The following is a 22,301-nucleotide window of genomic DNA, read 5'->3' on the forward strand; positions in this document are numbered from 1 at the left end:
TATTTTGTTTATTGATACAACCACACGCGCAACAGCGAGATCAACTGATCAACATCAACTGGTTTGGTAATATAATCGGAGGCACCTGCTGCAATACATTTTTCCCGGTCGCCGGTCATGGCTTTTGCGGTAACGGCAATCACAGGCAGGCTTCGGTACCTGGGCATTTTTCGCAACTGCCTGGTTGTTTCATAACCATCCAGTTCGGGCATCATCATATCCATTAAGACCATATCAATTTTTGCATCGCCTTCCAGTTGCTTCAACGCCTCTTTGCCATCGATAGCTGAAATAGTTTGCATGCCATAACTTTCCAGTGATTTGGAGAGCGAGAAAATGTTGCGTACGTCATCGTCCACGATCAGCACGGTTTTGCCTTTTAGTACTTCGCCTGTTTCCACTTTGCGGTTACGGCGGAAGGCGCGGGCATCCTGCTGATTTTCTTCTACGAGGTGAAGGAACAACGATACTTCATCGAGTATGCGTTGATAGGAGTGGGCCGTTTTTACAACAATGGAATCGGCATATTGCCTGATCTTTACTTCCTCGCTTTGCGACAGGTTCTTACCGGTGAATACGATAATGGGAATGTCTTCCAACCCGGGTGTTTTTTTCACTTCGTCCAGCGTGTCGTACGAGCGTTGTGCCGGTATTCCCATGTCGAGTATAACACAGTCTATTTCTTTCTGGGTGAGTGATTGAATGCCTTCTTCCACGGTGTTCTCAATTTCAGAAGCAACATTGTAATTGCTGAGGAAGTATGCCAGTGCTTTGGCGTGTTGGGTGTTTTCTTCCACTATCAATACTTTTTTGGGATGACGGTTCAAGGCGTTCTCAATCTTTGAGAACATTTCTCCCAGTTTATCAAAGGGCACGGGTTTATTGATAAAATCAACCGCACCTTTTGACAGGCTCCTGGTTTTAACCTGGTAGGCCGACATCATATGCACCGGGATGTGCCGGGTGTTATTGTTTGATTTCAGTTCATCCATTACCTGCCACCCACTCATTACAGGCAATTGCACGTCAAGTAAAATGCCCACAGGTATATATTGTTTGGCCAGGGCAATGCCCTCGTCACCACGGACTGCCACAATACCCTTATATCCCTTCGCGCGGGTATAATCGAGCAGCGAACGGGCAAATACCGTATCGTCTTCCACTATCAGGATCGATTTATCGCCATTGGCTATGGAAGCACGGTCATCCTCAATCGGTGAGGGAATAACCGGGGAGATGTATTGGTTGTCGCCGGTGCTGACCAGGGTTGCTGGCTTTTCAATGGGTTCCCGTTGTGCTGTTTGGGTAACAGGCAATGGCGTTTTAGGCGCTGTAGTGATCTTTGTAATGGGAAGGGTCAGCGTAAATACACTGCCTTCGCCTTCTACACTGGTCAATACGATCTCACCGTTCAGTAAATTGGCCAGCTTCTGACTGATGCTTAGTCCCAACCCGGTTCCGCCAAATTGCCGGCGGGTACTGCCATCGGCCTGTTGAAAGGCTTCAAAGATGATGCCCTGTTTTTCTTTTGAAATGCCTATACCGGTATCCTTCACAGAAAACTGGCACTCGGTCCCTTTCTTTTTTATACTTAGCGCTACCGATCCTCTTTTGGTGAACTTGATGGCATTCGAGATCAGGTTGCGTAAGATCTGGTTTAACCGCAATCTGTCCGTCTCGATGGTAAGCGGAACATCCTGCTCTTCTTCAACTGTAAAGGCAATGCCTTTTTCCTGTGCCAGGGGCGAGAACAGTGCCTGTAATTCATTTACGATCTCGGGGATGCGCACATCCGTATATTCCAGTTCCATTTTACCGGCCTCAATCTTGGAGAGGTCGAGTATTTCATCGATCAATGTCAACAGTCCTTTGCCGGATGTTTGAATTACGTTGGCATATTCTATTTGGTCGCTGGTTAAATTATTCGTGTGGTTCTCATTGAGCAGGCGTGATAAAAGCAAAATGGAATTAAGTGGGGTGCGCAGTTCGTGGCTCATATTGGCCAGGAACTCCGATTTGTATTTGGTGCTCATGGCCAGTTCTTCGGCCCGCGCCTGTATTTCCAGGTTGCGCTCTACGATCATTTCATTCTTTTCTTCCAGCATCCGGCTGCGTTCTTCCAGTTCCTGGTTGGCATGTTGCAGTTCTTCCTGCTGAACCCGCAGTTCCTCTTCGCTGGTTTGCAAACGTTCGGCCTGTGCTTCCAGCTCGGCATTGATGTTTTCCAGTTCAGTATGCTGGGCCTGCAATTCTTCAGATTGGGCTTGTGTTTCAGTCAGCAGTTCCTGCAGGCGTTGGTGTTCGCGCGCACTGTGAACAGCCAGTCCAATATTATAACCCGCTTCCCGCATATAATCCAGCATAATAGGGGTGAAGGGTTGTACCGAACTAATTTCCAGTACCCCTTTTAACCGCCCTTCATAAAAAATGGGAATGGCCAGGATGCTGGCGGGTTTTATGGAACCGCCTGTATACTCGATGGTGATCTGTGTTTCAGGAATGTTCTCCAGATGGACCACGTGCCCTGATTGCGCACACCGGCCTGCGATACCTTCACCAAAGGAAATGTCGGTTTTGGCGGCTTTATTGTTGATGGCAACACCGGTTGCCAGGTGAATGAGGTCTTCATCTGTTCGCAGGTAGATAGCGCCCTGGGCAGAACCGGTATAGTTGGTTATAAATTCTATTACGTCATAGGTGAGCAGCTCCATTTCTTTTTTGCCGATCATGATCTCGTTCAACTGCGCAATACCGGTCTGTAGCCACTGCTGGTCTTTTAGTTTGGAAAAAGAGGTATGCAGCGAGTCTGTCATTCTGTTTAATGAAACGGCTATGCTGGCGAGCGAGTCACTGCCGGTATCTTCCACTTTAATGGCATAATTACCACCTGAGATCTCCGTGGCCACATCGTCGATCAGGTCCAGTCTTTTCGAAATTTGTTCATCTTTTTCCTGTAAGGTCTTTTGTAAGGCGGCCCTTTTTTCATGATCGCTTAACACCCTGATAAATGAAATAATGGTCACCAGGATGCCCAATATACAGGCGATAATAATTAGGGTAGGGGTACTGGTAGAAAACCGGTTCATGGTTTGCGTTCTGATCTTCAGCAGTCCTTCTTCTCTGTCACGCATCCGGTCAACAATGATACGTACGCTGTCCATTTGTTCTTTACCAACGATCAGCAGACTATCGGGGATGAGATCACCATTGCGCTTTTTTTGTATTGTTTCATTCAGGAAGTTCAGCCGGGCAGTGGTTTGTTCCCGCAGCAGATCACAATCCTGTTGTTGAATGATGTTATCGGTTGTAAAGGCTTTTAATTCGTTCAGCAGGTTATCGGTTTTTTGCCTGGCGCCATTGAAGGGCGCAAGAAATTCGTCGCGGCTTGTAAGCAGGTACCCACGTTGTGCAGTTTCGGCATCAACCAGCACTGAGAGCACACCATTTACTTTTTTGCCCACCTCATTTGTATGATTCACCCATTGGGCACTGCTAAGCAGGTTGTTGATACTGATATACGACGCTACGGCGCTTACAATCAGCAGTAATAACGAAATGCCATAACCAATGATGAGGTTGCGTTTGAAAGCATTCATCTTAAAATACTATTTTATAGATTAATGTTAATTCGTGTTATTGTTTTGCTTTAGCGGAAGTACAATGGTAAAAGTGGCGCCTTCACCTTCATGGCTTTTCACCCCGATGAGCCCATTGTGTTTTTCAACTATCTTTTTTACAATGGCCAGGCCAATGCCTGTTCCTTCATACTGTGTTTTACCATGTAACCGTTGAAAGATCACAAATATTTTATCTATGTATGATTCGTCGAGCCCAATCCCATTGTCGCGCACATGTATGCGTATATAATTGCCGGTATTTACCGATGGCGCATCCAGCGACAGTTCATTGACCGGCTCGCTGGTTATTTTTATTTCCGGTTGTGTGGTGGTCTTGGAAAACTTCAGGGCATTGCTCAATAAGTTCTGAAATAGTTGCCGCATTTGTGCGGATATGGCTTCTACTTCGGGCAGGGTACTTACCAGGATACGGGCTTTTTTTTCTTTTATCGGTAATTCCAGGTCGGCCAATGCATCTTTGATAACATCATTTAAGTTTACCAATGTGTAATACGAGACTGATGACAGCTTTGAATAGCTCAGCAGGGCATTGATCAGGTTGCGCATTCTTTCAGAGGAAGTGATCACTTTGGTCATTTCCTCTTTTGCTTCCGGGATACCTGCCAGGTATTTTTCGTCAATGATCTTTATAAAGGTGATTATTTTGCGAAGTGGTTCCTGCAGGTCGTGCGAGGCCAGATAGGCATATTGCGCCAGTTCTGCATTGCGGTTTTCAAGGTCTTTATTCAATTGTGTAAGGTCCCGCGTTCTTTCTTCTACTTTGAATTCAAGCAATGAGTTGATCTGTTCTATTTCCTGTTGTGATCTCTTACGCATTTCAATCTCATGCCGCAATGCGTCTTCCACCATTTTCAATTCCTTTCGTTGTTGGTACAGGCGGTAAAAAGTCCTTACTTTCAATAACAGCAGATCGTTGTCGAATGGTTTGGTGATATAGTCGACCCCGCCTGAATCATATCCTTTGGCAATAAAACGTTTGTCAATATTGACTGCTGACAGGAATATAATGGGAATGTCCCTGGTCTTATTCAAACCCGAGATGGCCTCTGCCACTTCGTAACCGTCCATACCGGGCATTTGCACATCGAGTATTATTACGGAATACTCGTTCTTTAAGATCTTTTTGAGCGCTTCCTCGCCAGAGGCTGCCGTATCGGTTTCGTAAGCATATAATTGCAACAGTGTTTTTAACGAAAACAGATTTTCGTATTTGTCATCAACGATAAGAATCATAGTGTTAACAAACTATAAAACAGCTTATTTCTTTTTCTAACGATTGCAAGGTTTGCGGAAGTTTTGAAATGGGTGAGTGCGCAATGGCTGATAGTAGCTTTTTTAATTCATTAACGCCCCAGGGCTTGGTTATAAAGGCCAAGGCGCCATGCATCATAGTATCTTCAATATCGGCCGATTGGGAAGAGGTAGTGTACATGAGCACCGGAATATGTTTCAGCCTTGAGTCCTGTTTCAGCAGCTTCAAACATTCTTTGCCATCCATGCGGGGCATATTGATGTCCAGAAAGATAAGACTTGGTAAATTGGGGTTGTTTTCAATAAGCAGATCAAAGGCGTCTTTGCCATTGTTAACGTAGAAGAACCCTATTTTGTCATCTACTTTCTTCAGGGTTTCCTGAAAAATAATAATGTCGTCAATGTCGTCATCGACAAGCAAAAAACTACGGGGCTGAGTCATATTAACTTTCCTGTATTAGTAATAAAATTTTATTATTTGTTGCTGGATTCCCTTGCATGCAAAGTATGTATACATGCATCCCATAGATTAACTTAGTATATTTCCGTGCAATCCACATTCCACAGGGTCTCGGGTAAAAAAGTCTACAAAAAAACAGGAAAAGCCTCAGAAAATGTTCTCTGTCAAATGCTTTATAATCTGATTTTAATGCCATTACCCACATACGTAAAGACTGATCTTAATATGATGCTATTAATAGCAAGGATACTGTTATGATTTTTTTCTATTTTTAACTTTGCTATTTTAACCCTTATGCGTAAAAAGGTCCTTTTATACAGCCTCTTAGGCTTGATACCCATTTGTACTATAGCTGTTATTTGGTGTAATAATATTATCAACAATACGGCCAAAGGAAAGCTATATAACAACGTACAGTCTATCCCTTACAATAAGGTGGGACTCTTGCTTGGCACTTCAAAACATCTCCCCACAGGTTATCCCAATCTGTATTATACGTATCGGATAGAGGCGGCGGCCAGCCTGCTGAAAGCCGGTAAAATAAAATACCTTATTATCAGTGGCGATAACAGTAGAAAGGAATACAGTGAACCCGAGGACATGCGTGCCGATCTGATGGCTGCCGGAATTGATTCTGCTGCTATTTTTCTGGATTATGCAGGATTCAGGACCTTTGATTCCATGGTGCGGTTAAAAGAGATCTTCAGTCAGGACTCGGTGACCATTATTTCTCAACAGTTCCATAACGAACGCGCGTTGTATATGGCCAGTAAAGAAGGGATCTCTGCTGTTGCATTCAATGCTGCGGATGTTCAGGCCCGCCAGGGTATTCGGGTACAGATCCGGGAAAAACTGGCCCGCGTAAAAGTGTTTGTCGATTACTGGTTTGGTAAAAAGCCAAAATTCCTGGGCGATAAGGTGCCTATTCCTGCTTAGCTTCCCCTGGTTGTGTAAGTTTTAACTGATGTATATGCGGCCACAGCTTTCCGGTCACATAGATATAATCGGTAGTGGAGTCGTATGCAATGCCATTCAGCACATCACCCGCAGCGTTGGTCAGGGCCGCTTTGAATGCGAGTGGGCTCAGGTCAAGCCTGGCAACCACTTTTCCATCGGCGGGATCGATCTTTACGATGTTATTGGTTTGCCAGATATTGGCATAGATATATCCTTTGATATATTCCAGTTCATTTAAACTGTCGCGTTTGGCGCCATTTTCGGTTACCGCTAGCTTTTTATAAATGCTGAAATTATCGTTGTTTATATAGTTCAACGTGTCGGTGCCATCGCTCATGATCATACTGGCGCCATCTGTTGTTAATCCCCAGCCTTCTTTTTGAATGGGGAATTGCCCTATCTTTTTGAAAGACTTTGCGTCATAGATAAATCCAAGGTGATTTTTATAAGTAAGCTGGTATAGCTTGTCTTTGAAAAACACAATCCCTTCACCGAACAAGCTGTCTTCGGGAAGCGCTACCTTTTTTATAAAGCTGCCTGTTTTCAGGTCATTTATTCCAATAAGCGATTTTCTGCCTTTGTCGGGCGAACCTGTGCTTTCATATAATTGTCCGTCGTGTAGTAACAGTCCTTCGGTAAACAGCGTGGTGTCGTGCAGAAAATAATCGACTTCTTTATACTTGATGGCCGGGGTAATAGGAGCCATAACGGCAGGGTCTTCCTCCTGTCCGCTTGAATGGCAACCTGATAACAGGACAATGGTTAACAGGGTAAATAAGATTGGCTTCATGGTATTTTAATGGTCAGCAATAATAGTAAGAATATTGCATTTTTTTTGCAGCAGGGCCGTCAAAAAATATAACCAGCTAAATGCTTTTAATGCCGGTGTTCTTTTAGTATACTTGCTACTGGTATGTCGTCTGCTTTGAAATCTTTGACCAAAACCCTGGTTTTACTTCCTGTCTGTATGTGTTTGGTATTGCTGCTTTCTGCGCGGCAGCCCACAGCATGGCATTTTGCACATCTTGATTTTAACCAGGGCCTTTCAAATAACCAGATCAACTGCATTTACAAAGGCAAAAAGGGGTTTATTTGGTTTGGTACCATGAGCGGATTGAACCGTTTTGATGGTTACAACTTCAAGATCTTCCGCCATAGTATAAAAGATACCACCTCCCTCTGCGACGATTATATTGCAAAAATTGCAACTGGTCCCGATAATAAATTATGGATAGCTACCCGCACCGGTTTTAATATCTATGACCCTGCCACGGAAAAGTTTAACCGTCAGGTTGACAAATATTTGCAGGAACGCAAGCTGCCTGCTTATGGATTAACAGATGTGCTTCCGGCGGGGAATGGGTTTTTGTTTGTGTATCGCGACCTGGGTGTATATTATTATGAGAACAATAAACCGGTATTGCAGCTAACAAAAATACAAACGACCGGGATCAATATCATTGCCGATGTAAAAACAGATTCAAAAAACAATGTCTGGGTAGTCTATTGCAATGGATTGATAGAACAATATGAGGCATCTTCAAAAAAGCTGATCAGCAATTCCGGCATCCTGCAACAAAAACAAGGTACCTCTTCTTTATTATACCGGCTGTATATTGATTCGCAGGACGAGTTATGGGTTTTTGGCAGCGGTCTTGTCAATGGCCTGTATCAGATCAATACCAAAAAGAATACCCTGCAGCAAATAGCCAACAGTGAAGGCATTGCCATACTCAGTAGTAATATCATAATGAGTGTGGTGGAAGATAATAAGGGCTTATTATGGATTGCCACCGACCATGGCGGTCTTAATATCCTGAACAAAAAAGGGTACACGGTACAGGTACTTCAAAATAAACCAAACGATAATACCAGCCTGGCCCAGAACAGTCTGACAGAATTGTACAAGGATGACCAGGGGATTGTTTGGGTGGGTACCTTTAAACAGGGGATCAATTATTACCACGAAGGCATTATTCAGTTTCCATTTTATCACCACGATGAAGCCAATAAAACCAGTTTGCCTTATAATGACGTGAACGAGTTTGTGGAAGATGGCAAAGGCAATCTTTGGATAGGCACCAATGGCGGCGGCCTGGTATATTTTGACCGGGATGCGCATTCCTATAAACAATTCCGCCATAACCCGGCCAATAACAACAGTCTTTGCAACGATGTAATTGTAAGTCTTTTTATTGACCATACCAATACATTATGGATTGGTACTTACTTTGGCGGTCTTGATAGTTACGATGGCAACACCTTTACCCATCACCGCCATGCGGCCAATGACAGTTTAAGCCTCAGTGATAACCGGGTTTGGGAAATATACGAAGACAGTAATAATGATCTCTGGATCGGTACCCTGGAGGCTGGCCTTGAAAAATATGATCGCGTCAAAAACCAGTTTATCCATTACAAACCCCTGGCGCCAAACTCCGTGCATACGGGTTATATTTCTTCTATAACCGAAGACAAGAAAGGAAATTTATGGGTTGGTACTTCTTATGGCATTGATGTAAGGAATAAACAAACCGGCGTCTTTACCCAATTACTGGGGCGCGAAACAAAGCTCAGCAACGATAACATCATTTCCATTTACAACGACAGCCGTGGGAACACCTGGGTGGGTACCCGCGATGGATTGAATGTATACGACCCGCAACACAACAGTTTCCAGGCTTTCAGAAAAGAAGATGGCCTTCCCGATAATACCATTTTGAATATACTGGAAGACAATGCCCATAACCTGTGGGTGAGTACCCTCAATGGCATCAGCCGGGTAAGCTATTCCCAGTCGCAACAGGAAGGGATCCGTGTCAGCTGTATCAACTACGACCGGTTCGATGGGTTGCAGGGCGTAGCGTTCAATGAAAATGCTGCTTTAAAAACCAGACGTGGAGAGCTTGTTTTTGGTGGCCCGAATGGGTTCAACCTGTTCGATCCGGGGAAGATAGCCATCAACACTACCATGCCGCGGGTGCTGTTAACCGGTTTGCAGGTATTTAACCAGCCTATTGAAGCGGGCGATACCGTACGTAACCACGTTATCTTACAAAAAGCCATTTCGGAAACAGATGCCATTACCCTGCGATACGATGAAAATATTTTCTCCATTGAATTTGCAGCCCTGGGTTATATCAATAATCATAAGACCAGGTATGCCTATCGGCTGAAGGGGTTTAACAATAACTGGTTGTATACCGATGGCAATACCCGCAGGGCCACTTATACCAACCTTGATCCGGGAAAATATACTTTCTACGTAAAGGCTTCAGATGAACGGGGAACATGGAATGATCAGGCGGTTGCCGTGAGTATTATAGTATTGCCGCCCTTCTGGTTGTCACCGCTGGCTTATGTGTTGTATGTTTTAATAGCACTGACCCTTTTGTATTTTGCACGTCGCAATGTTATTCAAAAAGCAAGGATGCGTTTTGCTTTGGAACAGGAACGAAAGGAAGCAAGTCGCATGCGTGAGCTGGATCTGATGAAGACCCGCTTTTTCACCAATGTGAGCCATGAGTTTCGTACACCGCTTTCCCTCATACTTACGCCGCTGGAAGGCATGATAAAATCGGCCGGGGGCACGGCGCAACGCACGCAATACCTGCTTATCCATCGAAATGCCCGGCGCTTGCTGAACCTGGTAAATCAATTACTCGATTTCCGTAAAATGGAAGTACATGAATTGAAATTACACGCCACTGAAGGCGATATCATTCAATTCATCCAGGAATCGGCGGGCTCGTTTACCGATATTGCTGAAAAGAAACAGATCCGGTTTTCTTTTACAACCGCATTGAACAACCTGCACACCCTGTTCGACCACGATAAACTGGAACGGATCATTTTCAACCTGCTTTCCAACGCATTTAAATTCACCTCCGAGAACGGCACTGTTGCAGTAGCATTAGAATCATTGAAGAAGGCAGGGAATACCTGGCTTGAAATAAAAGTAACAGACACCGGCATTGGCATACCGCCTAACCGGCATGAAAAGATATTTGAACGGTTCTTTCAACATGAGATCCCGGGCACGCTGATGAACCAGGGCAGCGGTATAGGTTTGGCCATTACCAAAGAATTCGTAAACCTGCTTGGCGGCAACATCAGTGTGGAAAGTGCAGAAGGCAAAGGCTCCACATTTACGGTGTTATTACCGGTAAAGGAAATTTCACCAGCTGTTATTATGCCGGCAGTATCAGAAATTGTCCCAGCTATCCAGGCCCCGGCTAGCCCAATAAATCCAGATAGCTCAGCCAAGGAGTTCACCATTCTGCTGGTAGAAGACAACGAGGACTTTTTATTCTACCTGAAAGACAACCTGCGTGAATATTTCAATATTGCCGAAGCGGTGAATGGGCGGGAGGGCTGGCAGAAAACACTGTCGGTACATCCCGATATCGTGGTGAGCGACATCAACATGCCTGAAATGAACGGTATGGAGCTGTGCAAAAAGATCAGGCTAGACCAGCGCACCAGACATATCCCCGTTGTTCTATTGACCGCTCAAAATTGTGAAGAGCAGCAATTGCGGGGTATTGAGACCGGCGCTGCCGATTACATGACAAAGCCCTTCAATTTTGAGATCCTGGTAAGCCGCATAAAGAACCTGTTGCAACAGCAGCAGTCCATGAAACAAACGTTCGCCAAACAAATAGCTGTAAAAACTACGGATGTTGAATTGGAGAACCCGAATGAAAGGTTTGTGCAGGAAGCATTGACCATTGTAGAGAAGAATATCTCCAATGCAGATTTCTCGGTAGAGGAACTAAGCCGCGCTCTTTTGCTTAGCAGAGCCGCCGTATACAAACGGTTATTCGTTTTAACAGGTAAAACTCCTATAGAATTTATCCGAAGCGTTCGGTTGCAACGGGCTGCCCAGTTGTTAACTAAATCGAAAATGTCGGTGGCGGAAGTAGCTTATGAAACGGGGTTCAACAATCCCAAATACTTCTCAAAATACTTTAAAGGGGAGTTTGGAAAACTACCCTCTGCCTGGCAGGCAGACGCCAAAAAAGGGGAGAATTGACAAATTATACCATTTTTATAGACTGTTTTTGTTCACCGGCAACATTTTGATACCCTCATTTAGACAATCTGATACCATACCTGTTACCAACTGCGACTAATTTCACGCCGTCAAAAAAAGCTACCTGCAAAAAGGGAAAACGGTTTTGATGCGATTTGTACGATCAATGTTCAGGGTTACTACAAACAGTAAAAGGTAGTTAGTTATACAAAGCTGGTAGCTTTACATGTGATAAAATGTAATATAACACAGGAGACAAACTTTTTATACGGGTAGCCATCTTTTAATTGGAGGTACAGAAACACTAAGGATCAAGATTGCTCTGGAAACAAACCGCCTGGTTGCAACCGTTGGGGTACATTAAACGGGGGCGGTCTTGTTTTCGGGCAAGCATTAGAGGGCAATGGGGAACTCGCCAATTTCAGATGAACTATTACTGATGAAAAGGAAGAAGGCAGAGAGAGGACTCGTCAATTCGGGATGAACTATGCACAGCAACTCCTTAAACGCTTGTCAAACTGCGTTGATGCTCTCTGCCTTTTACCTTTTTGCCTGAATTTAATCGCGAGGCTAAAATTGCCTATTGCCCATTGCCTCCATGTTGTTATCTTCCCGAAAATTTACCAGATGCCACGCTGCTTGTCATTACTGATATTTTCCCTTCTTATTATAAACGCCCATGCTCAACAACATCCATTACGGCTTTGGTACGATGCACCGGCTGCCTATTGGGAAGCGAGTGTTCCATTAGGTAACGGACGATTAGGAGCCATGCCCGATGGCGGCCTGGTAAATGAGCACATCGTTTTAAATGATATTACGCTCTGGTCAGGGGCGCCACAAGATGCAGACCTGCCAGGCGCTTACCAATACCTCGATACCATTCAGCAATTGTTGTTTGCCGGAAAGAACGTAGAAGCACAGGAAGTAATGGCCAGTCATTTTATTTGTAAAGGAGTCGGGTCGGCACGGGCAAAAAGCGCTGATCAGCCATACGGCTCCTACCAGCTTTTAGGCAACCTGGGTATTCATTATGATTATGGTGTTGACACCGCCAATTTGCAACCCGTGAATTATAAGCGGGAATTATCGCTCGATAATGCCATTGCCACCACCACCTTCGCCATTAATAAGGTTACCTATAACCGGGAATACTTTACCAGTTTTGATGACGATGTAATTGCCATCAGGTTATCGGCCAGCCAACTGCAAAAAATAAACTGCATACTCACCCTCAACCGTCCCGAACGGTTTGAAACAAGCGCTATAGGAAATACGCTGCAAATGGTTGGGCAACTAAACAATGGTACAGATGGCAAAGGGATGTTGTACAAAGTGAAATTACAGATACAGGCTAATGGCGGACAGGTGATCGCCGCCAACAACAGCCTTCAAATAAAAAACGCCAATTCCGCCATTATTTATTTGTCGGCCGGCACCAATTACAAAGCGCCAGCATATGCAGCTACAATAGATAAACTGTTGGCAAAGGCGTTACAAAAGAACTATACGGCACAACGGGCAACGCACATTAATAAATACCAGCAGTTGTTTCAACGCGCTTCCCTGACTATAGAAGGTAACAACAAAGACAATTTGCCAACTGATAAACGACTGGAAGCTTTTGTGACCGACTCAACCGATAATGGCTTGCCTGTCTTGTATTTTCAGTTCGGCCGGTACTTGCTTATTGGCAGCACACGCGCCGGTTTATTGCCACCCAACCTGCAGGGCTTATGGGCTAACACCATACAAACACCCTGGAATGGCGATTACCACCTGAATATAAATATTCAAATGAATCACTGGCCACTGGAAGTAACGAATCTATCTATGTTGAACGATCCGTTCTTTGGGCTGGTGAAACGCATGATACCGAATGGCGAAAAAACTGCCCAGGCTTATTATAAGGCTAAGGGCTGGGTCTCGTTTGTGCTAACCAACATCTGGCAATTCACTTCACCCGGCGAAAACTATAGCTGGGGTTCATTCAATACCGGCTCAGCCTGGCTTTGCCAGATGCTTTATAACCATTATGAGTTTACCCAGGATACGGCGTATTTGCGTAAGCTGTATCCGATCCTAAAAGGGTCGGCGGAGTTTTATCTCAGTACGCTGGTAAAGGAACCATCGCAAGGGTGGTTGGTAACGGCACCTTCCAATTCGCCGGAAAATGCGTTTGTATTACCTGATGGAAGAAAGGCCAATGTGTGCGAAGGCCCAACAATGGACAACCAGATCATACGTTTTTTATTTACGGCTACTGCGGATGCATGTGACCAGTTGCACATCGATGCCGACTTCAAACAGGCCTTGCAAAAAACGATCGTACAATTACCACCCAACCAGATAGGTAAAGACGGAAGGCTGATGGAATGGCTGAAAGAATACCAGGAAGCCGAGCCACACCACCGACATGTATCCCATTTATGGGGTCTGTATCCCGCGAGTGAGATCAATATGGGCACACCGGCGCTGGCGAACGCAGCCCGGGCCACCTTAGTGGGAAGAGGGGATGAAGGTACTGGCTGGTCATTGGCCTGGAAAATGAACCTGTGGGCGCGTTTACACGATGGCGATCATGCGTTCCTGATACTCCAGAGACTGTTGCGCCCGGTTCGTGGCACTAAAATGAATTTCACCAATGGTGGCGGCACTTATGCCAACCTGTTTTGTGCCCATCCGCCTTATCAGATCGATGGGAATTTCGGGGGAACGGCGGGAATAGCAGAAATGCTGATACAAAGTCAGGATAGCACGATAGAATTGTTACCAGCCTTGCCACACGAGTGGAAAAAAGGCCATTTTTCCGGATTGTGCGTAAGGGGCGGAGCGGAAGTATCAGCTGCCTGGAACGACGGACAGGTGCGCGAAATGACCATTTTGGCAACAAAAAACCGTTCTTTCGTGATCAGGAGACCGAAATCAGCCAAAATTGTGCGGATTAAAAAAAATAATAAAATATTAAATACGAGTAACGATACCATTCGCGTTAATATGCACCCTGGCGAAACTATTCAACTTTTTTTTGAAGTTTAGGTTTATGTAGAAAAAGAGAGGCCTCCCGATCCGTCGGGAGGCCTTTTTATTTTGCCTGCTTGTAGTCTACACATCTTGCGATCTTTCTATAAGTTTATATTACAACAAATTATTAATTCAGTTGGTTTGCATAATTTTCGTAATTTTCGCCAGCCCAACAGGTTACGTGTTTGAAGTTTATCGTAAGATCCTGACAGTTCACCGGATTTTTTAAGATTCCTGATAAAAAATTTGGCGCTCGCTGGTATATTAAAGGCAGTGACCAGCAAAAAAATTAACAGGTTAGGTCTGTAGTAGCAATTTATATCCGCAGCAATTACAAGTGTAATGCTGTTGTTAATCACTATTGCTATGAAGTTTATCCAGAACCTGTCTATCAGGAACAAATTATTACTTGTCTCCCTCGTGCCCATGGCGGCCCTGCTGTACTTTCTTGCTACTGATGTATCGGATAAAATTGACAGACATAACAACTTACGCCGGGTCCATAATTACGTACTGGAAATTGAAAGAATTGCCGACATCATTTATAGTGTGCAGGAAGAACGTGGTTACGCCATCGGTTATGTGAGCAGCAATGGCAGGGAAGAGAAATCAGAAATGATTGACCAGCGGATGCAAACTGATAAAGCCATTGCAGCACTCTCCCAATTATTCAAAGAACAAAAGAAAGCCAGACAGTTCGAAACAGGGAACACGCTTGGCCAGATCCGTAATGGTATAGATCAGTTCAACCTGGATCTGGATACAATGGCCAATGCGTATACCCGCATAAATAATCAGTTATTAGATGAAGTGAATGCCAATTATCGCAGCGCACAGGACCCCGAGATCAGGAATTTGACAGAGGCACATTATTATCTGTTGAACGGAATTGGTTTTTTGTCGCAGCTGCGGATGCACCTGCACCTTACTATTTTAAATAAAGGGTTCCGCGGCAATGAATTTGCCACGTTTGCCAGTCTAAAGGGTAAATATGAGTTAAAGCTCGACCGGTATTATAAAAATACAACACCGGCACAGCGGGCTGCATATGATTCACGCACGAATTATCCCGCAGTTATAATGGCAAGGGCCATGATAGATTCGGTCTTCAATAACCCCGGTGCAGCGGTTACGCTTCCGGTTAATACCTGGCGGGTAAATACCTCCACTTTTCTGAATGAATTAAAGGGACAGGAAGATCTTTCAACCGTGGAGATAAGACAGCTCGCCGATGAGAGACTGGCGGCTGTTTCAGCTGCCCTCATCAGGAGTGTGACCGTGGTGATTGCGGTGATCATGCTTATTGTAGTATTGCTGATCTTAGTGATCCGGTCAATTGTAAAATCCATAACGGTTATAAAAACTGCCGCCGATCGCATTGTTTTAGGAGAAACAGCCATTAGCATTCCTGTTACCTCCAAAGATGAGATCGGTAAACTGGCCGCCTCCTTCAACAGGCTGGTGGATGTTTCAAAAGAACATACCATTGTAGCAGACACAATAGCCCGTGGTGATTATTCGCCGGTCATTAAAGTACGCAGTGACGCTGATCTGTTAAGCAAGGCGTTAAAGAACATGAAGCAAAGTCTGCAAAAACTGTCGCAGGAAAATGAGGCGCGTACCTGGGTGCTGACCGGCGCTGCGGCATTGAACAATATACTAAGGGGCGATAAATTAGTCACGGTGCTTGCCCAACAGGTGGTCAATATGCTTACGCCCTATTTAAAAGCCCAGATAGGCGCCATTTATATAGCAGAGAATGATCAGTTGGTGCTGGCAGGCAGTTATGCTTATTCATTCCGGAAGGAAAATGCCAATAGCATTCAAATAGGGGAGGGCCTGGTAGGGCAGGCGGCCAGCGAAAAGAAACCCATCCTGTTTACTGATATTCCTGAAGATTATATAAAAATAAACTCCGGCCTGGGTAAGGTAACCCCAAAAAATATCCTGGTTTACCCATTTATGTTCGACAGTTACCTAAAGGGTGTACTAGAAATTGGAACGGTACATGCCATTACTGACTCCGATAGGCAACTGTTGAAGATCGTTTCAGAAAGTATCGGCATCGCCATTAACTCAGCACAGGCAAGGACCCTGCAAAAAGAATTGTTGGAAGAGACCCAGCGTCAATCGGAAGAACTGGAAGCACAACAGGAAGAATTGAAACAAACCAATGAACAATTGAATATGCAGACCGCCATGCTGGAACGCTCAGAGGCTGAGTTGAAAGCCCAGCAGGAAGAATTGCAGCAAACCAATGAAGAACTGGAAGAAAAGGCCTATTTGCTCGAAGAACAAAAGGAAAAACTGGAGCTGGCGAAAATAGAGGTGGAGGACAAGGCCCGTGAACTGGAATCGACCAGTAAATACAAATCGGAGTTTTTGGCCAATATGTCGCATGAGTTGCGGACACCGCTCAACAGCATCCTGATCCTGTCACAATTACTTACAGAGAATAAAAACAAATCGCTTTCTCCCAAGGATATAGAGTACGCCACAAATATTTATAATTCCGGTTCCGATCTGTTAACGCTTATCAATGAAATACTCGACCTGTCGAAAGTAGAGGCCGGCAAAATAGAGCTTGAGATCAGTGAGGTACCGCTAAATGAATTGATCAACAGCCTGGAACAACTATTTACCGAGGTTGCAAAGAGTCGGAACATCGGGTTCAGCATCCAGGGGAATGAAGATAAATTCCGGTCGGCCCTGCAAACCGACCCGCAACGGCTGGAACAGATCTTACGGAACCTGCTTTCCAATGCCTTCAAATTTACCGAGCGGGATGGAGAAGTATCCGTATTGATCGATGTGCAACAACCCAGCGCCACCCTGAGCAATGAAAATTTGAGGAAGTTGCCCGAGGTAGTGGTGTTTTCGGTTAGCGACACGGGTATTGGAATCCCCGAAAGCAAGCAGGGTATTATTTTTGAAGCGTTCCAACAGGCAGACGGTTCCAATAAACGGAAGTATGGTGGTACCGGTTTAGGGCTGTCAATAAGCAGGGAACTGGCCGGCGCCCTGGGTGGGGAAATACACCTGAAAAGCGAGGAAGGAAAGGGCAGCACATTTACACTGTTCCTGCCATTGAAATTTGATACAGCAAACGTGACCAAAGGAGAAAGAAACATAGAAATACGCAAACCTGCTGGCAATACAGTATTGCCGGTTGTACCACCGATTGTGTCATCGGCCCAAAAACAAACGGCGAACGACCCGCATCCAATCATGGACCAGGATAAACCCATCCTGATCATTGAAGATGATGTGACGTTTGCGCTTACCAACGAAGCCGTTCACGGCGCCATTGACCGTATGCAGGGTTTTATAAACCGTAAGCTGAAAAAACTACTGGTGGTGGAAGACAATCCGCAACAGAATAAAGCCATCCGGGAGCTTATTGGCAATGGCGATGTAAGGTCCTTTGCCGCCTATACGGGCCAGGAAGCATACAACCTGATGCAGGATGAACGGTTCGATTGTATCATCATTGATCTGGGACTGCCCGATATGACCGGCATTGAATTGATGGAGAAGATAAAGAAAAGCGAACAGTTGAACCACATCCCCATTATTGTATATACCGGCCAGGACATGAACAAGGAGGAAGCGCGGAAGCTGGAAAAACTGGCCAATACCGTTGTGTTGAAAACCTCCGATTCCAAGGAACGGCTGTTAGATGAAACAGCATTATTCCTGCATGCGGTGGAATCGAAGCTGCCCGGCGAAAAGCAGCAGGTCATACGTAAACTCCACCGTACAGAAGAGATCCTGAAAAACAAAAAAGCGCTGATCGTGGATGACGACATGCGCAACATATACTCCCTAACCAATGTGCTGGAAGAAGAAGGCATGAAATGCCTGGTGGCGGAAAATGGCAAGGTAGCCATCGATACACTGGAAAAACAACCCGATATCGACATCGTTCTCATGGATATCATGATGCCCGAAATGGACGGGTTCGAAGCTACCATGGCCATCCGTAGAAAGCATAAGTTTAATAAACTGCCCATCATTGCATTAACGGCAAAGGCGATGAAAGGTGATCGGGAAAAATGCCTGGAAGCAGGCATGAGCGATTACGTTTCCAAACCGGTGAACATAGAACAGCTGCTGTCGCTGATGCGTGTATGGCTCTATAGCTAAAAACTTACAATCACATGGGGGAATCCGTATTGGCACACAGGCACATTTTGATCGTTGATGATGATGTACGCAATACATACGCGCTGGTTAGTTATCTGGAAACGCACGATATGGAGATCTATACGGCTGGAAATGGCTATGGTGCACTGGAAATGTTACAGCGATACCACGAAATTGAATTGGTATTAATGGATATTATGATGCCCGGTATAGATGGCTATGAAACAATGAGAAGAATTAGGAACAATCTGCTAATGGTTGAACTGCCTATTATAGCAGTTACTGCCAACGCAATGATCGGCGACCGCGAAAAATGCCTGTCGGCAGGGGCCACAGATTATATTTCCAAACCCCTTAACCTGAAAGCGCTTTTGGAGAAAATGGAACAGCTGGTAGGCATACCCAAAAACAGTATGAATGATCGCTAATGAAGAATACAGACAGTTCCTGGAATCTGTCAGGTTTGTATATGGGTACGACTTTACCGAATATGCAGAAGCTTCTGTTATTCGAAGAATTAGTGCATTCATGGATGGCAAAAAGATCAACAGCCTGAAAGACCTGGGTAAGATGGTGTTGAAAGATGAGACTGCCTTTGAGCATTTTATTCAGGAGATCACGGTGAATGTCACCGAGATGTTCCGGGATCCGTTCTTTTACAAAAGCCTGCGAAAGAATGTGATCAACCGGCTGGCAACCTACCCGTTCATAAAAATATGGATTGCGGGTTGCAGCACGGGGGAGGAAGTGTACTCCATGGCCATATTATTCAGGGAGGAAGGCTTGCTGGAAAGAACAATAATCTATGCCACTGACATTAACCAGGATGCTTTGCAGAAAGCTCGTAATGGCATTTCTTCCATCACCCACATGAAAAGTTTTACCGAAAACTATTTGAAAGCAGGTGGTAAAAAATCCTTTTCCGATTATTACAAAGCAAAGTACAACGCCGTATTATGGGATAAATCGTTACGGCAGAACATAGTTTTTTCGGCACATAACCTGGCAATGGATAGGTCGTTCAATGAATTTCAACTGATCCTTTGTCGTAATGTGCTCATTTATTTTAACCAGAGCCTCCAAAATAAAGTGATCAGCCTTTTTTATGAAAGCCTTTGTCCGTTTGGCTTTTTAGGACTGGGGAATAAAGAATCGTTGCTGTTTTCTGAAAAACAAAAGTGTTTTGAAGAAGTTGATAAAAGAGAAAAAATATTTATGAGAACTAAATAGGCCTTAACAATTGAACCCTGACCAAAAAAAGTATGATGCCATTGTGATCGGTGCTTCGGCAGGCGGATTATATATTATGATCCGCATATTAAAACTATTACCTGCCAATTTCAATATACCGATAATAGTGGTGCAGCACCGGGCGAAAGATGAACGCACCTTACTGGAGGAAGTGTTGCAACAGAAGTGCAAGGTGAAAATAAAACAGGCCGATGAAAAGGAATTGATACAACCGGGTAACGTTTATTTTGCACCACCCGACTATCACTTGCTGATCGAGAACGATGGCACCTTTTCATTAAACTGTGATCCACCCGTCAATTACAGCCGGCCCTCCATAGATGTGTTATTTGAAACGGCGGCTGATGTATATAAACAAAGATTATTAGCTATCATATTGACCGGGGCCAATAAAGACGGCTCGTATGGTATAAAGAAGATCGCCCTGCAGGGCGGCACAACCATTGCCCAGCTGCCTGAAACCGCTGATTATCCTGAAATGCCACGGGCTGCCATTAGCACCGGGCATGTGCAACTGGTTTTAGATGCGGATGCCATTGGGCAATTTTTGTTGAACACTATGAAAAATCAAGATGTATGTTGAAACAGCCTGAAGACCAAATATTGATCGTAGATGATAAAGTCAATAATATCTATGCCCTGGAACAGATCCTGGGCCAACCCGGTCGTAACCTCATCAGCGCCACCAATGGAAATGAGGCGTTAAAAGTGGCCCTGAACCAGGAAATTGATTTGATCATACTCGATGTGCAAATGCCCGGCATGGATGGCTTTGAGGTGGCCCAGATCCTGAAATCAAACAAACGTACCAGCGAAACCCCCATCATTTTTGTGACAGCCGAGTTGAAAGATCACCGGTTTGTGATGAAAGGGTTTGAAGAAGGCGCCATCGATTACCTGTATAAACCACTCAACCCTGAGATCACCGAAGCCAAAGTATCGGTGTTATTACAATTACACCGCCAGCAACGGGAACTGCTGGAAAAGAACCTGGCGCTTGAAAATTATGCCCTGCTTATTAATAACTCTGCTGATCTTATTTGTATTATAAATGCCGAAACTCTCTTGTTCGAAGAAGTAAATAACGCCGCCTTTTCTTTGCTGGGTTATACGGCCCAGGAAATGAAAAATTCTTCTTTGTTGGAATATTTATCAGAGGAAGGCCAGTCAAAAATTAAAGAGCTGTCCGTCGAATACCAGTCCACCTTTTCATTTGAAACGTTGATGTTCACCAAGAATGGCGAGCACCGGTTTGTTAGCTGGAACATTGTTCAGAAAAAGGATTGCTGGTTTGCCAATGGCCGCGATATCACCAGGCAAAAGAAGGCCGACTTTGAAATAAAACAGCTGAACATAAACCTGGAAAGAAATGTCGCCCAGCTGCAGCTGATCAATAAAGAGCTGGAATCATTTTCCTATTCCGTATCGCACGATCTGCGGGCGCCGCTGCGCAGTATCAATGGCTATGCCCAAATGATCCAGGACGATCATGCGCAATCGTTAAACGAAGAGGCCAACCGCATGTTCAATGTGATCAGGAAGAACGCTACAAAAATGGGTACGCTCATCGATGATCTGCTGTCGTTTAGCCGCATGGGGCGTAAGGAAATTACCCGGGTGCCCATCGACTTCAATAAACTGGTTGAACCCATTGTTGCCGAACTAAAGCAAACCGCACCGGAAAATATAATTTTCACCATACACCCATTGCCAGGTACACAGGGCGATCCGTCACTTTTATCACAGGTGTTCGTAAACCTTATTTCCAATGCCATAAAATACTCCGCTAAAAAGGAGATCCCGCATATTGAAATTGGTGCTGAAATAAGAGACGAAGAGCTGGTGTATTATGTAAAAGATAACGGCGCCGGATTTGATATGCAGTATGCGCATAAATTATTCGGGGTGTTTCAACGGCTGCATGGCAGCGATGAATTTGAGGGAACAGGTGTGGGCCTGGCTATTGTACAACGGATCATTGTGAAACACGGTGGTAAAGTGTGGGCGGAAGGAAAATCCGGCGAAGGCGCCACTTTTTATTTTTCATTACCAAAGACCAATTAATATAACCCCTTTTTCTATGATTGAAAATGTAAGCCATGGTAAAATTGATATAATACTATGTGAAGACAATGCCAACGATGCCGAGTTGACCATCCGGGCCTTGTCAAAACAAGGGTTGTCAAATTCCCTTATCCATGTAAAGGACGGTGAAGAACTATTGCAATATGTTTTCTGTGACGGCCCCTATATGGGCCGTAGTGTTGCCAATCAGCCCCGGCTGATCATTCTTGACCTGAAAATGCCTAAGGTAGATGGGCTGGATGTGATCCGGAAACTGAAATCAGACGACCGTACCAGCATGATCCCGGTAGTATTGCTCACTTCTTCAAAAGAAGAAAAGGACATTATGGAAAGTTATGCGCTCGGTGTAAACAGTTATATCGTAAAACCCGTAGAATTTGAAGGTTATGTAAAGGCCGTAAGCACCATGGGCCTTTACTGGTTAATATTAAATCAACCCTATCAATCTTAAGTT

13 protein-coding genes are annotated in these 22,301 nt (G+C 44.7%); 9 read left to right on the top strand and 4 right to left on the bottom strand.

The genetic code is table 11. The features are described from left to right. Nucleotides 1-8 precede the first annotated feature (8 nt). The 3 genes from J7I42_RS32960 to J7I42_RS32970 are packed head-to-tail and all read right to left on the bottom strand — an operon-like array spanning nucleotide 9 to nucleotide 5,331. Nucleotides 9-3,596 (bottom strand): response regulator, encoded by a 3,588-nt coding sequence (locus J7I42_RS32960; RefSeq protein ID WP_209144420.1) that lies wholly within the window; start codon nucleotides 3,594-3,596, stop codon nucleotides 9-11. A 27-nt stretch (nucleotides 3,597-3,623) separates the two neighbouring features. After that, entirely contained in the window at nucleotides 3,624-4,871 is a 1,248-nt protein-coding gene (locus tag J7I42_RS32965; protein ID WP_209144422.1) for a sensor histidine kinase, read from the bottom strand. 4 nt (nucleotides 4,872-4,875) lie between these two features. After that, on the bottom strand, nucleotides 4,876-5,331 hold the full coding sequence (locus J7I42_RS32970) for a response regulator (protein ID WP_209144424.1): 456 nt from the start codon (nucleotides 5,329-5,331) through the stop codon (nucleotides 4,876-4,878). Between the two features lie 312 nt (nucleotides 5,332-5,643). Between J7I42_RS32970 and J7I42_RS32975 the strand changes: the two genes are divergently transcribed. After that, nucleotides 5,644-6,285 carry a SanA/YdcF family protein gene (locus tag J7I42_RS32975; protein ID WP_209144426.1) on the top strand — a complete coding sequence of 214 codons (642 nt, stop codon included), beginning with the start codon at nucleotides 5,644-5,646 and terminating at the stop codon, nucleotides 6,283-6,285. Here the strand turns inward: J7I42_RS32975 and J7I42_RS32980 are convergent. Beyond that, nucleotides 6,272-7,096, bottom strand: coding sequence for a glutaminyl-peptide cyclotransferase (locus J7I42_RS32980; protein ID WP_209144428.1), 825 nt, complete (start codon nucleotides 7,094-7,096; stop codon nucleotides 6,272-6,274). The genes J7I42_RS32975 and J7I42_RS32980 overlap by 14 nt on opposite strands. Before the next feature lie 177 nt (nucleotides 7,097-7,273). Here J7I42_RS32980 and J7I42_RS32985 point away from each other — a divergent pair, with 177 nt between their 5' ends. The 8 genes from J7I42_RS32985 to J7I42_RS33020 all read left to right on the top strand — a co-directional run bounded on the left by J7I42_RS32985 (nucleotide 7,274) and on the right by J7I42_RS33020 (nucleotide 22,298). Further along, complete coding sequence (locus tag J7I42_RS32985) at nucleotides 7,274-11,341, top strand: hybrid sensor histidine kinase/response regulator transcription factor (RefSeq protein ID WP_209144430.1); 4,068 nt, start codon at nucleotides 7,274-7,276, stop codon at nucleotides 11,339-11,341. 627 nt (nucleotides 11,342-11,968) lie between these two features. Then, nucleotides 11,969-14,380, top strand: coding sequence for a glycoside hydrolase family 95 protein (locus tag J7I42_RS32990; RefSeq protein ID WP_209144433.1), 2,412 nt, complete (start codon nucleotides 11,969-11,971; stop codon nucleotides 14,378-14,380). Nucleotides 14,381-14,731: 351 nt separating this feature from the next. Beyond that, nucleotides 14,732-18,511: a response regulator gene (locus tag J7I42_RS32995; RefSeq protein WP_209144435.1), complete on the top strand. Its 3,780-nt coding sequence runs from the start codon at nucleotides 14,732-14,734 to the stop codon at nucleotides 18,509-18,511. 14 nt (nucleotides 18,512-18,525) lie between these two features. Then, the gene (locus tag J7I42_RS33000) at nucleotides 18,526-18,939 is read left to right on the top strand and encodes a response regulator (protein ID WP_209144437.1); all 414 of its coding nucleotides are present in this window, start codon (nucleotides 18,526-18,528) and stop codon (nucleotides 18,937-18,939) included. Continuing rightward, complete coding sequence (locus tag J7I42_RS33005) at nucleotides 18,929-19,741, top strand: CheR family methyltransferase (RefSeq protein WP_209144439.1); 813 nt, start codon at nucleotides 18,929-18,931, stop codon at nucleotides 19,739-19,741. The genes J7I42_RS33000 and J7I42_RS33005 overlap by 11 nt, the downstream gene beginning before the upstream one ends. Before the next feature lie 10 nt (nucleotides 19,742-19,751). After that, nucleotides 19,752-20,345, top strand: coding sequence for a chemotaxis protein CheB (locus J7I42_RS33010; RefSeq protein WP_209144440.1), 594 nt, complete (start codon nucleotides 19,752-19,754; stop codon nucleotides 20,343-20,345). Further along, nucleotides 20,339-21,826, top strand: a complete 1,488-nt coding sequence (locus J7I42_RS33015) for an ATP-binding protein (protein ID WP_209144442.1) — start codon at nucleotides 20,339-20,341, stop codon at nucleotides 21,824-21,826. The genes J7I42_RS33010 and J7I42_RS33015 overlap by 7 nt, the downstream gene beginning before the upstream one ends. A 16-nt stretch (nucleotides 21,827-21,842) precedes the next feature. Beyond that, nucleotides 21,843-22,298 (top strand): response regulator, encoded by a 456-nt coding sequence (locus tag J7I42_RS33020; protein WP_209144444.1) that lies wholly within the window; start codon nucleotides 21,843-21,845, stop codon nucleotides 22,296-22,298. Nucleotides 22,299-22,301 lie beyond the last annotated feature (3 nt).

The organism is Niastella soli (genome assembly GCF_017742245.1).
GTDB classification, from domain to species: Bacteria; Bacteroidota; Bacteroidia; order Chitinophagales; family Chitinophagaceae; genus Niastella; species Niastella soli.

Coding starts and splice junctions, on each gene's coding strand:
- J7I42_RS32960 (WP_209144420.1), bottom strand. CDS start 3,596: ATGAATGCTTTCAAACGCAACCTCATCATTGGTTATGGCATTTCGTTA.
- J7I42_RS32965 (WP_209144422.1), bottom strand. CDS start 4,871: ATGATTCTTATCGTTGATGACAAATACGAAAATCTGTTTTCGTTAAAA.
- J7I42_RS32970 (WP_209144424.1), bottom strand. CDS start 5,331: ATGACTCAGCCCCGTAGTTTTTTGCTTGTCGATGACGACATTGACGAC.
- J7I42_RS32975 (WP_209144426.1), top strand. CDS start 5,644: ATGCGTAAAAAGGTCCTTTTATACAGCCTCTTAGGCTTGATACCCATT.
- J7I42_RS32980 (WP_209144428.1), bottom strand. CDS start 7,096: ATGAAGCCAATCTTATTTACCCTGTTAACCATTGTCCTGTTATCAGGT.
- J7I42_RS32985 (WP_209144430.1), top strand. CDS start 7,274: ATGTGTTTGGTATTGCTGCTTTCTGCGCGGCAGCCCACAGCATGGCAT.
- J7I42_RS32990 (WP_209144433.1), top strand. CDS start 11,969: ATGCCACGCTGCTTGTCATTACTGATATTTTCCCTTCTTATTATAAAC.
- J7I42_RS32995 (WP_209144435.1), top strand. CDS start 14,732: ATGAAGTTTATCCAGAACCTGTCTATCAGGAACAAATTATTACTTGTC.
- J7I42_RS33000 (WP_209144437.1), top strand. CDS start 18,526: ATGGGGGAATCCGTATTGGCACACAGGCACATTTTGATCGTTGATGAT.
- J7I42_RS33005 (WP_209144439.1), top strand. CDS start 18,929: ATGATCGCTAATGAAGAATACAGACAGTTCCTGGAATCTGTCAGGTTT.
- J7I42_RS33015 (WP_209144442.1), top strand. CDS start 20,339: ATGTTGAAACAGCCTGAAGACCAAATATTGATCGTAGATGATAAAGTC.
- J7I42_RS33020 (WP_209144444.1), top strand. CDS start 21,843: ATGATTGAAAATGTAAGCCATGGTAAAATTGATATAATACTATGTGAA.